The organism is Isoptericola sp. F-RaC21, from assembly GCF_038593535.1.
In the GTDB taxonomy this organism is placed as follows: Bacteria; Actinomycetota; Actinomycetes; order Actinomycetales; family Cellulomonadaceae; genus Isoptericola.
Window position 1 is genome coordinate 719,258 of the sequence record NZ_JBCFYX010000003.1, and the last position, 15,097, is coordinate 734,354.

Annotated in this window: 12 protein-coding genes; 10 read left to right on the top strand and 2 right to left on the bottom strand. The window is 72.6% G+C overall.

Translation table 11 applies throughout. From position 1 onward, the window contains the following. Positions 1–196 precede the first annotated feature (196 nt). On the top strand, positions 197–2,395 hold the full coding sequence (locus AAG589_RS13765) for a hypothetical protein (protein WP_430567805.1): 2,199 nt from the start codon (positions 197–199) through the stop codon (positions 2,393–2,395). 60 nt (positions 2,396–2,455) lie between these two features. Here AAG589_RS13765 and AAG589_RS13770 read toward each other — a convergent pair whose 3' ends face one another. Both AAG589_RS13770 and AAG589_RS13775 read right to left on the bottom strand, forming a co-directional pair. Further along, positions 2,456–4,372, bottom strand: a complete 1,917-nt coding sequence (locus AAG589_RS13770; RefSeq protein WP_430567806.1) for a gamma-glutamyltransferase family protein — start codon at positions 4,370–4,372, stop codon at positions 2,456–2,458. After that, entirely contained in the window at positions 4,369–5,058 is a 690-nt protein-coding gene (locus tag AAG589_RS13775) for a YoaK family protein (RefSeq protein WP_430567807.1), read from the bottom strand. The genes AAG589_RS13770 and AAG589_RS13775 overlap by 4 nt, the downstream gene beginning before the upstream one ends. Positions 5,059–5,376: 318 nt before the next feature. On the opposite strand from AAG589_RS13775, the gene AAG589_RS13780 reads away from it, so the two are divergent. The 9 genes from AAG589_RS13780 (at position 5,377) to AAG589_RS13820 (ending at position 15,067) form a co-directional block, all read left to right on the top strand. Beyond that, positions 5,377–6,603, top strand: coding sequence for a quaternary amine ABC transporter ATP-binding protein (locus AAG589_RS13780; protein WP_446719747.1), 1,227 nt, complete (start codon positions 5,377–5,379; stop codon positions 6,601–6,603). Next, positions 6,603–7,487 carry an ABC transporter permease gene (locus tag AAG589_RS13785; protein ID WP_430567809.1) on the top strand — a complete coding sequence of 295 codons (885 nt, stop codon included), beginning with the start codon at positions 6,603–6,605 and terminating at the stop codon, positions 7,485–7,487. Before AAG589_RS13780 ends, AAG589_RS13785 begins: the two co-directional genes overlap by 1 nt. An 83-nt stretch (positions 7,488–7,570) precedes the next feature. Beyond that, complete coding sequence (locus tag AAG589_RS13790; protein ID WP_430567810.1) at positions 7,571–8,470, top strand: glycine betaine ABC transporter substrate-binding protein; 900 nt, start codon at positions 7,571–7,573, stop codon at positions 8,468–8,470. Positions 8,471–8,651: 181 nt separating this feature from the next. Next, the gene (locus tag AAG589_RS13795) at positions 8,652–9,245 is read left to right on the top strand and encodes a hypothetical protein (protein WP_430567811.1); all 594 of its coding nucleotides are present in this window, start codon (positions 8,652–8,654) and stop codon (positions 9,243–9,245) included. A gap of 269 nt (positions 9,246–9,514) precedes the next feature. Further along, positions 9,515–10,264 carry a hypothetical protein gene (locus AAG589_RS13800; RefSeq protein ID WP_430567812.1) on the top strand — a complete coding sequence of 250 codons (750 nt, stop codon included), beginning with the start codon at positions 9,515–9,517 and terminating at the stop codon, positions 10,262–10,264. Positions 10,265–10,425: 161 nt separating this feature from the next. After that, complete coding sequence (locus AAG589_RS13805) at positions 10,426–11,043, top strand: sunset domain-containing protein (protein ID WP_430567813.1); 618 nt, start codon at positions 10,426–10,428, stop codon at positions 11,041–11,043. A 188-nt stretch (positions 11,044–11,231) separates the two neighbouring features. Then, a complete protein-coding gene (gene ahcY / locus AAG589_RS13810) occupies positions 11,232–12,785 on the top strand; it encodes an adenosylhomocysteinase (protein ID WP_430567814.1) in 1,554 nt (517 codons plus the stop codon). 93 nt (positions 12,786–12,878) lie between these two features. Continuing rightward, complete coding sequence (locus tag AAG589_RS13815; protein ID WP_430567815.1) at positions 12,879–14,369, top strand: sensor histidine kinase; 1,491 nt, start codon at positions 12,879–12,881, stop codon at positions 14,367–14,369. Then, on the top strand, positions 14,366–15,067 hold the full coding sequence (locus tag AAG589_RS13820; protein WP_446719740.1) for a response regulator: 702 nt from the start codon (positions 14,366–14,368) through the stop codon (positions 15,065–15,067). The genes AAG589_RS13815 and AAG589_RS13820 overlap by 4 nt, the downstream gene beginning before the upstream one ends. Positions 15,068–15,097 lie beyond the last annotated feature (30 nt).

Here is a 15,097-nt window from a genome sequence, read left to right on the forward strand (position 1 = left end):
CCCGACGTCAGCGGGTGAAAATGGGCTGACCTGCGTCGATACCGGGTCATGAGTCTTCCTCGCGTCTCCATACTGAGGCTCAGCACCGCCGGACCGCGCCCCCGCGACGAGGCGACCGGCCCTGAGCGGTCGTGGCCGTGCCGGCCGTGCTCCGCCCCGCGGCCGCAGCATCGGCCGGCTGATCCTCGGAGGACCCGTGGAACCTCTCACCCCGGCGTCGCGCCGGCGCCGCGGTCGTGCGGCGTCGCTCGTCGCGACCCTCTCGTTGCTCCTCGCGCCGCTCGTGGTCGCGCCGAACGCCTCGGCGGCCCCCGTGGCGGCGGAGGTCGCTGACGAGCCGTCGGCGGCCGCGACCGACGTCGTCGCCCCGGCGGCGGACCAGCTTCTCGTCGACGGCGTGCTGCAGGTCGGCGAGGACGTCACGATCGACCCCCGGCCCGAGCTGTGGGCGCCCGCTGACGTCGAGCTCGCCTTCACCTACCGCTGGATCGCCGGCGACACCGTGATCGCCGAGGGCGCCGAGCCCACGCTGACGCTCGCACCGGAGACGGCGGGCGTGCAGGTCAGCGTCGAGGTCACGGGGACGGCGCCCGAGGGCGCCGTCGACGGAGCCCGCTCGGCCTCCGTCCTGGTCCCCGCATCGGGGACGGTGGCGGACGGCGAGATCGTGGCGACTGCGCCGACGATCAGCGGGACCCCGCAGGTCGGGCAGACGCTCTCGGCGCACGCCGGGACCTGGGAGCCGGCCGTCAACCCGACGTACCGGTGGCTGCGGGCAGGCGCCGCGATCAGCGGCGCGACGAAGTCGACGTACACCGTGACCGCCGCCGACCTGGGCAAGGCGATCTCCGTCGAGGTGTCGGGCACGGCCGAGGGATACGCCGCCCTGACGCTGACCTCGCAGGCGACGTCCGCCGTCGCCGCCGCCGGCCTCGCGACAGGGACGCCGACGATCGTCGGCACGGTGCGGGTGGGGTCGAAGGTCACGGCCAAGCCGGGCACCTGGACCTCCGGGACCACGCTGGACTACCAGTGGTACGCGTCGGGCGCGAAGATCTCGGGGGCGACGACGTCGACGTACACGCCGACGTCGGGGACGAAGGGGCGGACCCTCACCGTGAAGGTGACGGGGAAGAAGACCGGCTACACCACCGTCACGCGGACGAGCCTCGGCACGAAGGTGGCGGCAGGCGTGCTGTCCGCGCCGAAGCCGAAGATCAAGGGCACCGTCAAGGCGGGCAGCACGGTTTCCGTCACGCGCGGCACCTGGAAGCCCGGAGCCACCGCGTACCGGTACCAGTGGAAGGTCGGCGGCAGGTCGATCCCGGGGGCCACCCGCTCCACGTACACGATCCCGGCGAAGTACGCCGGCAAGAAGCTCACCGTGACCGTGACGGGCAGCCGCAGCGGCTACACGACGCGCACCGTGACGAGCTCGAGCACGACCGTGCTGCGCGTCTACGCGAAGACGTCGGCGCCCAGGATCTCGGGGACCGTCCGCGTGGGCTCCACTCTCAAGGTCGGCAGCAAGGGGACCTGGAGCCCGGCGCCGAAGACCTGGAGGTACCAGTGGAAGGCCAACGGCACCGCGATCAAGGGCGCCACCAGGTCGTCGTTCAAGCTCACGTCCGCCCAGCACGGCAAGCGGATCACGGTCACCGTCTCGGGCGTCCGGTCGGGATACGCGACGGCGTCGCGGAGCAGCTCGGCCACGGCCAAGGTGGCCTGGCCGGTAGGGGTCAGCAAACCGAAGGTGACCGGCAACCCGGCCCAGAAGTGGGTCACGTCCGGCCAGACCGCGACGTTCTCGGTCAAGGCCACCGGGGGGCACCTGCGGTACCAGTGGCAGATCTCACCGGACGGCACGAAGTGGAGCAATCTGTCCGGCAAGACGTCGTCGACCCTGAAGCTCTCGGTGCGCGCGTCCCGTGACGGGTCGCGGGTCCGTGCCGTGGTGAAGAACGTCGCCGGCACGGCCACCAGCAAGGCGGCCATGCTCTGGGTCGACTCGACGCGCAGCGACCCGTATCGACCGAACGTCGCGTTCTCGACGCTGGACTGGTCCGCGGTCATCGGCAAGACCGGTTCGACGAGCTCGACGACCTCGACAAAGCTGGTCTCCGCGCCGATGGCTGTCTGCTACTACGGCGACGACAGCGCGCTGCCGTGGCTCGATCTCGACATCGAGTACGTGGGCAGCAACGGCGTCGTCTACGACGACAACTACGAGTTCTTCGACGACGACATCTGGGGCACGACCGAGCTCTACGCGGGCGGCTGCACGTCGTTCACGGCGTACGCCGTCGTCTCGAACGGTGCGGTCAGCGGAGGCACCTGGCGCCTCACGGACTCGTCGGCGTACCCGACCTACGTCCAGTGGGTCGACGGCGCCTGACGCTGCTGGTCGAGCCTGTCGAGAGCCGGCAAGGGTCTCGACAGGCTCGACCCATGGACGTCAGCGCCCGGCGGCGTAGCCCTGCGCGCCGCGCGGGTTCGCCGCCGCGCCGAGGATGCCGGTGGCGGGGTCGCGCGTGACGGCGCTGAGCCGGCCGAGCGCCCAGTCCCCGGCGAGCGTGAGCACGTGGCCGCGCTCGGCGAGCCCGGCGAGGACGTCGGCGCCGAGCCGGTCCTCGACGACGGCGCCGCCCGGCGTCCACGTGCGGGGCCAGAACGAGCCGGGCGCCGACGCGGTGTGCAGGGCGGGGGCGTCGATCGCCTCCTGCGGGGTGTACCCGCCCACCAGCACGCGCAGCAGGAACGCGAGCTGCCACTGGTCCTGCTGGTCGCCGCCCGGTGACCCGCACGCGAGCACCGGCTCGCCGTCGCGCAGCACGAGCGTCGGGGTGAGCGTGGTGCGCGGCCGGCGGCCCGGGGTCAGCGCCGACGGCGAGGAATCGTCCAGCCACGTCATCTGCAGCCGCGTGCCGAGCGCGAAGCCGAGCCCCGGCACCGTGGGGGAGGACTGCAACCACCCGCCGGACGGCGTCGCGCTGATCATGTTGCCCCAGCGGTCCACGACGTCCAGGTGGCACGTGTCGCCGCGCGTGGCGCCGGTGGCGTCGGTCTCGAGGCCGTCGCCGTTCAGGGGCGCGCTCGCCCCGACGACGACGGTCGGCTCGCCCACGCCGGCGGCCGCGCCCCCGGCCGGGGCGCCGGGCAGGGCGGCGGCGGGCACGTCGGTGGCGTAGGTCGTGCGCAGGGGCGGGGCCGCCGGGGTCCGTCGGCCCGGCACGTCGCCCGGGCGCACCTCGTGGGAGGCGCGGTCGCCGATCAGCGCGCGGCGGGCGGCGGCGTACTCCTCGGACAGCAGGACGTCGAGCGGCACGCCGTCGCCGTCGGGCCCGTCGTCTCCGACGGCGTCGCCGTACCAGGTGTCGCGGTCGGCGAGCGCGAGCTTGAGCGCCTCGAGCACGGTGTGCGCGCCGAGCTCGGTCGACGGGTCGAGCCGGGCGTCGTCGAGGCCGTCGAGGATGCGCAGCGCCTCGAGCAGCGCGGGCCCCTGGCCCCAGGCGCCGGTCTTGGCGACCGTGTACCCGCGGAAGTCGACCGTCACGGCGTCCTCGAACGACGCCTCGAAGCCGGCCACGTCCGCCGCGGTGAGCACGCCGGCGTGGTCGCGGCCGTCGGCGTGCCGGTGCGGCGTGCGCACGAACTCCTCGACCGCCTCGCCGACGACGGCCCGCCAGGCGGCGCGGGCGGCGTCGACGGCGCCGGCCCGGTCGGCACCGTCCCGGACGGCGTCGGCCTCGGCGGCGACGAGCCGCTCGAGCATCGCCGCCAGCTCCGGGTTCGTGACGAGCTCGCCGGGCTCCGGGGCGCGCCCGCCCGGCAGCCAGCGCTCCGCCGACGTGGGCCAGTGCTCGCGGAACAGCTCCGCGACGCCCTCGATCGTGCGGACGACCGCCGCCAGCACGGGGTGCCCGTCGCGCGCGTACCCGACGGCGGGGGCCAGGGCGTCGGCCACGGTCCAGGTGCCGTGGTCGCGCAGCAGCAGGAGCCACGCGTCGACGGCGCCGGGCACGGCGGCGGCCAGCGCGCCCGAGCCCGGCACCAGGTCCAGCCCCTCGACGTCCCGGTAGTGCGCGATCGTCGCCCCGGCGGGCGCCGGGCCCTGCCCCACGAGCACCCGCGGCCGCGCCGGGTCGTCCGCCGTCGCGAGGACCGCCGTCATGTCGCCGCCCGGGCCGTTGAGGTGCGGCTCGACGACGTGCAGCACGAACGCGCCCGCCACGGCGGCGTCGAAGGCGTTGCCGCCGCGCTCCAGCACCGACTGGGCGCTGGCGCTGGCCAGCCAGTGCGTCGAGGCGGCCATCCCGAACGTGCCGCGCAGGTCCGGGCGCGTGGGGTGGGGGCCCGGGGGAGTGAACGTCATGCGGGGTCCTCCGTGGTGTGTCCGAGGGCGGCGACGAGGAGCGTGAGCACGGCGCTCACGCCCACGCCCCACGCCAGGTGGGCCTGCAGCAGCAGGGCGCCGGCGGCCGCGCCGGCGCAGATGAGGGCGATCGCGGCGATGCGCCGCCCGGAGTTCGTGCCGTGCCCGCCCGCGAGGCGGGAGTCGGCGGCCAGGCCGGTGATGGTCGACGTGACGACGACCGTCGTGACGTCCTTGACCGACAGATGGCGCGCCGTCGCCGCCTGCGTGCCCATCGCGAGGGCCAGCAGGCCGGTCACGGTGAGCTGCACGGGGTGCGACAGGTCGTCGTCGGCGACCACGAGCAGCACCGTGATCGCGCCGAGGAGCACCCCGACGGTGGCGAACATCGCGGTGGTGCGCGTCGTCCACCCGACCTGCACGGGGCGCAGCACCACGCCCGCGACCACCGCCCCGGCCATGAACGTGCCGAGCGCGAGGAGCGGCCCGACGACGGGCAGGTCGTCGCCGCCTGCCAGCGCCATGCCGAGGATGACGACGTTGCCCGTCATGTTGCCGGTGAACACCCGGTCCAGGCCGAGATAGCCGACGGCGTCGGCGATCCCCGTCGAGAACGTCAGGGCGAGCATCAGCGCGAGGTGGAGGCGGTCGCGGTCACGCCGGAGCGGTCCGAGGAGCGAGGGCACCGGGCCACCGTATCGAGCGGCCGCAGGTGGGTGCCCGGGGCGCTGGACAGATCCAGGTGGCGACGCGACGGATCCGTGTCTAACCTGCCCCGTTGGTCACAGCATGATAAAGATCACCGCCGATTCGCCAGGATCGCGTACAGGACCGTGTCGGAGATGGCCTAACGTCGTGAACAGTGTGTGGCCGCGTCGTGCCGGTTTGATCCCGTACGGACGCCGCCCACGCCCGGCCGACGAGCGTCGCCGTCGCACCGGGCAGGCCATGTCCCCGACCTCGGGAGAGTTGTGTCAGCCATCCAAGCCAGTGGTTTGACGAAGATCTTCGGACGCCGCCCGCAGCGCGGCGTCCGCTTGCTGGAAGAGGGCGCCGATCGCGCCACGCTGCGCAAGGAAGGCCTCACCGCCGCGGTCATCGACGCCACGTTCGACGTCGCACCCGGCGAGATCTTCGTCGTCATGGGACTGTCGGGCTCCGGCAAGTCCACCCTGATCCGCACCGTGAACGGGCTCCTCGAGCCCACCGCGGGATCCATCAGCATCGACGGGCAGGACGTCACGCACCTGTCCAAGGCCGGCCTCCGCGAGGTCCGCCGCACCAAGGTGAGCATGGTGTTCCAGCACTTCGCGCTGCTGCCGCACCGCACCGTCGGCGAGAACGCCGCCTACCCGCTGCAGCTGCGGGGCGTGAACAAGGCCGAGCGCGAGCAGCGCGCCGAGGAGGCCCTCGGCCTGGTCGGCCTGGCCGGCTGGGGCGGCTCGCTGCCGTCCGAGCTGTCGGGTGGCATGCGCCAGCGCGTCGGCCTCGCCCGCGCGCTCGCCGCGGGCACCGACGTCCTGCTCATGGACGAGGCGTTCAGCGCCCTGGACCCGTTGATCCGCAAGGAGATGCAGGACCAGCTGCTGGAGCTCCAGGCCGACCTGGGCAAGACCATCCTGTTCATCACCCACGACCTCAACGAGGCCATGCGCCTCGGCGACCGCATCGCCATGATGCGCGACGGCCGCATCGAGCAGGTCGGCACGGCCGAGCAGATCCTCAACGAGCCCGCCAACGACTACGTGGCGCAGTTCGTCGCGGACGTCGACCGCAGCCGCGTGCTCACGGCGTCCGCCGTCATGGAGCGCCCCGTGGCAGTCATCGGGACGGAGTCCGGGCCCAAGGCCGCGCACAAGCTGATGCGCGAGCACCAGGTGCCCGCGCTGCTGGTGACCGGCAAGAACCGGAAGCTCGTGGGCGTGGTCTGGGAGGACGACGTCGCGAGTGCGGTCAAGCAGGGCGCCGAGCGGCTCCCGCTGAGCGCCGAGGGCGCCGTCCGCGTGACCCCCGACACCCCGCTCATCGAGCTGTTCGGCGACGCGGCGTCCAGCCGTGCGCCCCTCGCCGTCCTCGACGAGAACGACCGCCTGCTGGGCGTGATCCCCCGCGTGACGCTGCTGAGCGCCCTGTCGATGCCCGACAGCGAGAACGGCGAGGCGGGCAACGAGCCCGCGGCCACCCCCGCCGGCGACAGCGACACCGTCCTCGACACCGCGGGAGCGAACTGATGACCATCCCCAACCTGCACCTGGGCGCTTACGTCGCGGACGGCGTCGACTGGATCAAGGCGACCTTCGAGCCCCTGCTCGACGGGATCAGCGACGGCCTCGGGGCCCTCGTCGACGGCATCTCCGACCTGCTCCTCGCACCGCTGCCGCTCGTGATGGTGGTCGTCTTCGCCCTGCTCGCGCTGCTCGTGCGCTCGTGGTCGTTCGCCGTCGTCACCCTGGTCGGCATGCTCCTCATCGTGAGCATGGAGATGTGGGAGCCGGCGATGGAGACCCTCGCGCTGGTGGTCGTCGCCACCGTGATCGCGCTGATCATCGCCGTCCCGCTCGGCATCCTCGCCGCCCGCAGCAGCGGGTTCAGCGCGGTGGTCCGGCCGGTGATGGACTTCATGCAGACCATGCCGGCGTTCGTGTACCTCGTGCCCGTGGTGATCTTCTTCGGCATCGGCGTGGCGCCCGGCGTGTGCGCGACGATCGTCTTCGCGCTGCCGCCCGGGGTCCGGCTCACCGAGCTCGCGATCCGCCAGGTGGACCGGGAGACGGTCGAGGCCGGCGAGTCGTTCGGCGGCACCGGCGGCCAGATCCTCCGCGGCATCCAGCTGCCCCTCGGCCTGCCGACCATCATGGCCGGCGTCAACCAGGTCATCATGCTGGCCCTGTCGATGGCGGTCGTCGCGGGCATGGTCGGAGCCGGCGGGCTCGGCCAGGTCGTCGTCGGGGCGATCTCGCAGCTCGACGTCGCGACCGGCTTCGAGGGCGGGCTCTCGGTCGTCGTCATCGCGATCTACCTGGACCGCCTCACCGGCGCCATCGGGCAGGCCGAGAACCGGTCTCTCCTCGCGGCCCTGCGGCGCCGCCGGCGTCGCGTGGCCCCCGCGGCCTGAGCGCCGGCCCCTTCGTCCCGAGGCACGGGACCGCAAGCTTCGACACGTCGACGTGCGCGTCGGCACGGAAGGAAAGAAGAGCAATGAGTATTCGTCTGAACACCCACGCCCGTCGGGGCGCCGCAGTGGTGGCCACCGCCGCGCTCGGCCTCACCCTGGCCGCCTGCAGCAGCGACGACGCCGGTAGCGGGGGCGGCGACAAGGAGGTCACGCTCGGCTACGTGCCCAGCTGGCCCGACGGCGTCACCATGGCGAACCTGCTGGACCACCAGCTGACGGCCGCCGGGTACGACGTGGAGCTCGAGGAGCTCAACGACGTGGGCGTGCTGTACACCGCGGTCGCCGAGGGCGACGTCGACATCTACCCGTCCGCCTGGTCGGGGCTCCACGAGTCGTACTACAAGAAGTACGAGGGCAAGCTCGAGAACCTCGGCTCCTTCTACGAGGGCGGCTCGACGTATCTCGGGGTGCCGGAGTACACGGACGTCGACTCCATCGAGGACCTGCCCGACAACGTCGACAAGTTCGACGGCGTCATCACCGGTATCGAGCCGAACGCCGGCGTGATGGACGACACCCGGGAGGTCATCAAGGCCTACGGGCTGGACGACGCGGGGTACACGCTCAAGCCGTCGAGCGGCGCGGCGATGCTGGCTGCTCTCGACGACGCGGTCAAGAGCAAGGAAGACATCCTCGTGACCATGTGGACGCCGTACTGGCCGAACGCCGTGTACCCGCTGAAGCAGCTCAAGGACCCCAAGGGCGCGTTCGACATCGAGAACAACCTGGAGTTCCAGGCCACCGCCGGGTTCGGCGACGAGCAGCCCGAGGTCGCCGACTGGCTCGGCAAGATCAAGCTCGACGACCAGCAGTACTCCTCGCTGGAGAAGGCCGTCGCCCAGGACAACGCCGACGACCCGCAGGCCGGTGTCGAGGCGTGGCTCAAGGAGAACCCGGACGTCATCCCGGCGTTCGAGGGCTGAGCACCCGCTCGCCGAGCACTTCCCGCGGAGCGCTCCGTGAGTCGAGACGCCCGTCCGGTCGTACCGGGCGGGCGTCTCGGCGTCCGGAACGCTTGCCCCGGGCCGGGGCCGTCGCGCTAGGTTGACCTGCACCCCGTTCGCCTGCGAACCGCGCCGCACCATTCACGAGGAGAGCGCACGGATGACGAGGACCCGTACGGCAGGCGTCGCCCTGCTCGCCCTGGCGGTCGCCGGTGGGCTGGCCGCGTGCAGCACCAACGACGCGGCGGAGCGCCCGTCGCTCGAAGAGCTGCAGGCCTCAGCGAGTGCCAGCCCGAGCCCGAGCCTCAGCGCGGAGGAGCAGGAGAAGCAGCAGGTCATCGAGGAGGCAGAGGACTTCCTCGCAGAGATGCGCCAGGCAGAGGTCGACTCCATGCAGTCGGGCTTCACGGGCTGGCCTCGGCTGGTGAACGAGTACTGGGGCAGCGACCTGGCGCAGGCCGTTGTTCCCATGTTCCAGAAGATGTCCGCGAAGAAGCGGTTCACGACCGGAGAGCCAGAGTTGGTGTCGTCTGAGGTCACGGACTACGTCGCCGAGGACGCCGGGTACGAGCAGGTGGAGTTCACCACGTGCCTCGACCGGTCCTCGCTGAAGCTGCACGAGAAGGATGGCAAGGTGCTCCCTAACCCGGACGACCTCGACGACCGATACGTCAACGTCTATCGGCTCGAGCACCAGGGTGAGGGGAAGTCATGGCGGGTCACGGAATCCGATCCTCAGGAGGAGTCGTGCTGAGCGTGCGTCACGCGCGGCGGTACGCGGTGTGCGCGGCCGCGGTGGCGCTCCTGGTCGCTACCGCCCTGTGGGTGCCGACGGCGTCGGCATCCGCGGTTGTACCGGCGGTGTCGATGCTCTCCGCGGGCTGCCCGGGCGGAACCGGCGGTGGGTCGGGCACCGGTGGATTCGATTCGTGTGCCAAGGACGAGCAGGATCAGGTCGACCAGAATCAGGACGACCAGAATCAGGACGACGGCGGGGGGCCAAGCGGACCGCGGGTGTGCAAGGTGCCCGGTACACCCGACGGGACCCTCCCGGACGTCGTGGTCGACTGCGTGACCGAGGACGGCATCTGGAACGACGCCGACCACTGCTACGAGCAGCTTGTGGACCCTCAGCCCCCGAAGAGCGACGACGTGTGGAGGGGCAACAACGAGGGCTACATCGTTCTCTGCAAGCCCTCCGAGAAGTGGTGCATGGAGTACGCGATCCCGAACGGCACAGGCCCGGCCGCGTGCCTCCAGTCGCAGCCCTCTTGGCAGGAGAACTTGCCCGGCGTCGAGCCGGTGGACCCGGAGGAGCTGGCGCGCGAAGCGTTCGCGTCGCTGCCGATCGAGCCGGTCGACATCGGCATCGTGCCGGAGGACGAGCCCGGCCGGGTGGGCCTGGTGGGGATGCCCACGTGGATGTGGGCGCAGAACCCGACGGCGAACCAGATCGGGCCGCGGGAGACGTCGGCGTCGGACCAGGGGCTGACCGTCACGCTGGACGCGCGGGTGGACCGCGTCGTGTGGAACATGGGCGACGGCAACACCGTGACGTGCGACGGCGCCGGCACGCCGTACCAGGACTCCTACGGCAAGAAGGACTCGCCGGACTGCGGGTACACCTACACGCGCCAGGGCGAGTACCAGGTGACGGCCACGACCTACTGGGTCGCGGACTGGACGGGCGGCAACCAGTCCGGGCAGCTCACCAACGACTTCTCGTCGACCACCACGATCACCGTGGGGGAGCTGCAGGTCCTGACCCAGTGAACGGGTGAATTCCGCCGCTCGTGGGCCGGATCGGGGCTGAGCGGCGGGCGCCGTTGGACATACTTGTCCGGCGACGCCGGCGCACCGCCCAGGAGGGGCGCGTCCGCGGGCCGTGTCGCGGATCCCCGCCCCGGGAACGGGGCCACCCACCTGGAGGCACTGTGAAGTCCTTGCTGCCCGCGCGCCGACCCGGCCGCCTCGTCGCCCTCGTCACCGCCGTGACGCTGCTGGCCGCGCCGCTCGCCGTCGTCCCCGCGAGCCTGGCTGCGCCGTCGGCGTCGGCCGCCACCGCCACGTCCGTGACGGTCAAGAAGATCGGCACCAAGACCGCGCCCTACTCCAAGAAGGCGACGATCAAGCCGAACGTCACGGCCAAGGGCAAGGTCTCGGTGAAGTCGAAGACCCTCACGGTCGCGCAGCGCGGCAAGTACGTCGCCAAGAACAAGAAGTCCGTGGCGCTCAAGGCGGGCACGTACACCGTGACCACGAAGGTCACCTACAAGACGTACCGGCTCACCTCGGCCAAGAAGAAGGTCTGGTCGGCCACCAAGTCGAAGAAGCTCACCCAGAAGCTCGTCGTCAAGCAGGGCAAGAGGCCGTCGCGCACGGCGCCGGTGAGCAAGTACAACTGCCCGAGCTGGGCTCCCGTGAAGGGCAACCAGTCGGGGATCTACCACGTGCCCGGGGGCCGGTACTACAAGGTGACCACCCCTGAGGTGTGCTTCACGACCGCGGCCGCCGCGCGCAAGGCGGGCTACCGCGCGTCGAAGAACGGCTGAGGCGCCGCCGTCGTCCGACCGCCGACGTCGCCGCACGAGGCCGGCACCCTGACGGGGTGCCGGCCTCGCTGCGTCGTGGACGCGCCGCGGTCTACCCTGGGTGCTGGCCCGCGCCGACGACGGCGGGCCGCGCGCAGACGGGAGCCCCCAGCGCACACGGCCATATCGCAGACCCCAGGAGGGCGACCATGTCCACGACCGCTGAGGCACCCGGCACGACCGGTTTCGACGAGGCACCCGGCCGCTACAAGGTGCGCTCGCTCGCGCTGGCGGAGGCCGGGCGGCACCAGATCCGGCTCGCCGAGCACGAGATGCCCGGCCTCATGGCGCTGCGCGCCGAGTACGGCGAGGCGCAGCCGCTCGCCGGCGCCCGCATCGCCGGCTCCCTGCACATGACGGTCCAGACGGCGGTGCTCATCGAGACGCTCGTCGCGCTCGGCGCCGAGGTGCGCTGGGCCAGCTGCAACATCTTCAGCACGCAGGACGAGGCGGCCGCGGCGATCGTCGTCGGGCCGCACGGGACCCCCGAGGACCCGCAGGGCGTCCCCGTCTTCGCGTGGAAGGGCGAGAGCCTCGAGGAGTACTGGGACTGCACGGAGCAGATCCTCGTGTGGCCGGGGGCGGAGAACGGCCAGGGCGGCCCCAACCTCATCCTCGACGACGGCGGCGACGCCACGATGCTGGTGCACCTCGGCCTGCAGTACGAGCGCGCCGGCGTGGTGCCGCCCGACACGCTGCCGGGCGAGCCCGACCACACGCACGAGATGAACGTGGTGCGCGGCGTGCTCCGGCGCGCGCTGGAGTCCGACCCGCTGCGCTGGACGACGATCGCGCAGGGCATCGGCGGCGTCACCGAGGAGACCACCACCGGCGTGCACCGGCTCTACCACCTGGCCGAGGCGGGGGAGCTGATCTTCCCGGCGATCAACGTCAACGACTCGGTCACCAAGTCGAAGTTCGACAACAAGTACGGCATCCGCCACTCGCTGCCCGACGGCATCAACCGTGCCACCGACATCCTCATCGGCGGCAAGGTCGCGTTCGTCTGCGGCTACGGCGACGTCGGCAAGGGCGCCGCCGAGGCGTTCCGCGGCCAGGGCGCGCGCGTCATCGTGTCCGAGGTGGACCCGATCTGCGCGCTGCAGGCGGCGATGGACGGCTTCCAGGTCGCCCGGCTCGACGAGACCATCGGCGAGGCCGACTTCGTCATCACCACGACGGGCAACAAGGACGTCGTGCGGACCCGGCACATGCTCGCGCTCAAGGACAAGGCCGTCGTCGGCAACATCGGGCACTTCGACAACGAGATCGACATGGCCGGCCTCGCCGCCGTGCCGGGCGTCGTGAAGACCGAGATCAAGCCGCAGGTGCACGAGTGGACCCTGCCGGCCGGCGTCGGGCCGGACGGGGAGGAGCGGCCCGAGCGGTCGATCATCGTGCTGTCCGAGGGCCGCCTGCTCAACCTGGGCAACGCGACCGGGCACCCCTCGTTCGTCATGTCGAACTCGTTCGCCAACCAGGTCATCGGCCAGATGGAGCTGTTCGCCGACATGGCCCGTCCGGCCGAGGAGCGGCAGTACGAGCGGCAGGTGTACCGCCTGCCCAAGGTGCTCGACGAGAAGGTCGCGCGCCTGCACCTCGACGCGCTCGGCGTGCGGCTGACCGAGCTTAGCAAGGACCAGGCCGAGTACATCGGCGTGCCGGTGGAGGGCCCGTACAAGCCGGAGCACTACCGGTACTGACGCCGCGCCCGCCACCGGCCCGGGGGATGTCCCCCGGGCCGGCGGGCGGTCCGCCGGATATCGGGTCGGCGCCGCGGGCGGCAGCCTGGAACCATGACCACCATGACGTCCACCGACGGCACCGTTCCGGCGTCCGAGACCCCGCAGCCGACGTCGTCGACCCCGCGGACGGCGGGCCGCCCGGCGGCCTCCCCGCGGCCGTCGGTCGACGGCGCGCCGCCCTTCCTGCTCGCGCCGTTCGACGGCCGCACCTGGCGGGCCTACGGCTTCCTGTGGCTCGCGCTGCTGCTGGCGCCGTTCGCGCTCGCCTACGCGCTGTTCACGGTGTCGTTCATGGCGGGCGTCGCCGTGACCGTGGTGGGCCTGTTCGTGGCGGGCGGCGTGCTGCTCGGCGCGCGCGGCTGGGCGTCGATGTACCGGCGCATGGCGGTCCGGTTCCTCGGCGTGGAGATCGCGGAGCCCGCGCCGCGCACGCCCCGCAAGGGGTTCTGGCGGCGCCTCGGCGGGATGCTCGGCGACGCGACCGCGTGGCGCGCGCTGCTGTACATGGTGGTGACGTTCCCGCTGGCCATCGCGGGGTTCGTCGTGAGCACCGTGTTCCTGGCCGTGGCGCTCGGCGGGATGACGCACTGGTTCTGGTCGCGCTGGCTGCCGCTGCAGCAGGCGCACGACGGCACGTGGCACCGCGGCTTCTCGATCTCCACGAGCAGCACCGACTGGTTCGCCGACACCCCGGCCCGTCAGCTGCTGATGGTCGCCGTAGGCGTGGTCCTGCTGTACCTGTGGCCGCAGGTGCAGGCCCTGGTCGTCGGCCTGTTCCGCCTGCTCGCGACCGGCCTGCTCAGCCCGACGCGCGCCAGCCAGCGCGTCGCGTACGCCGAGCGGGCGCGCGCCGTGACCGTCGAGGACGCCGACGAGCGCCTGCGGCGCATCGAGCGCGACCTGCACGACGGCACCCAGGCGCACCTCGTCGCCGTCGCCATGCAGATCGGCGAGGCCCGCGAGCTGCTGCGCGACGGCGCCCGCGGCGCGGACGGCATCGACACCGCGGAGCTCGCCGCTGTCCTGGAGACGGCGCACTCGAGCACCAAGGACACGCTCGCCGAGCTGCGCGAGCTCGCCCGCGGCATCCGCCCGCCGGCGCTGGACGCCGGCCTCGCCGTCGCCCTCGAGACGCTCGCCGCGCGGGCCGCGCTGCCCGTGCGGGTGCACGCCGTCGGCCTCGACGGCGCCGACCTGCCGCCCAGCGTCACCGCCATCTCCTACTTCGCCGTCGCGGAGCTCGTCGCCAACGCGACCAAGCACGCCCGGGCCACCGGCGTGGACGTCGTCGCGGGCGTCGAGCCGATCGCCGACGCGGCGACCGGCGCCGCCGTGCGCGCCCTGGTGCTGCGCGTGCACGACGACGGCGTGGGCGGCGCCGCGGTGCGCGCGCCCGACGCGTCCGGCCGGGGGAGCGGCCTGGCCGGGCTCACCGACCGGCTGTCGGGCGTGGACGGGACGCTCGGGGTGGTCAGCCCGGCGGGAGGGCCTACGGTGATCTCCGTGACCATCCCGCTGCCCGCCCCCGGGTCCCGCCGATGACGGCCGACACCTCGACCCCCGCGCACGGCCTGCGCGTCGTCGTCGCCGAGGACTCCGCCATCCTGCGCGACGGTCTCGTCGCGCTGCTGTCCCGCCGCGGGTACGACGTCGTCGCGGCCGTGCCCGACGGCGACGCCCTCGTCCGCGAGGTCACGGCCCTCGCCGCGGTCGACGCGCTGCCCGACGTGCTCGTCGCCGACATCCGCATGCCCCCGTCGCACACCGACGAGGGGCTGCGGGCGGCCGAGGCCCTGCGGGCCGCGCACCCCGGCCTGCCGGTGCTGGTGTTCTCCCAGTGGGTGGAGACGCGCTACGCGTCGCGCCTGCTCGAGGGAGACCCGCGCGGCGTCGGCTACCTGCTCAAGGACCGCGTCGCCGACGTCGGGGACTTCGTCGCCGCGCTCGGCCGCGTCGCGGCGGGGGAGACCGTGCTGGACCCCGAGGTGGTGCGCCAGCTCATGGGCGCGCACCGGTCGCAGGAGGACGGCGTGGCCCGCCTGACGCCGCGCGAGAACGAGGTGCTCGAGCTCATGGCCCAGGGCCGGTCCAACGGCGCCATCGCCGAGCACCTCTACCTGTCGTACGGGGCGGTGGAGAAGAACGTGGCGTCCATCTTCACCAAGCTCGACCTGCCGCAGGACTCCGCCGACCACCGGCGCGTGCGCGCCGTCCTGCGCTACCTCGGCGTCGACGCCTGAGGCCCTCCGCTGGTTGAGCCTGTCGAAACC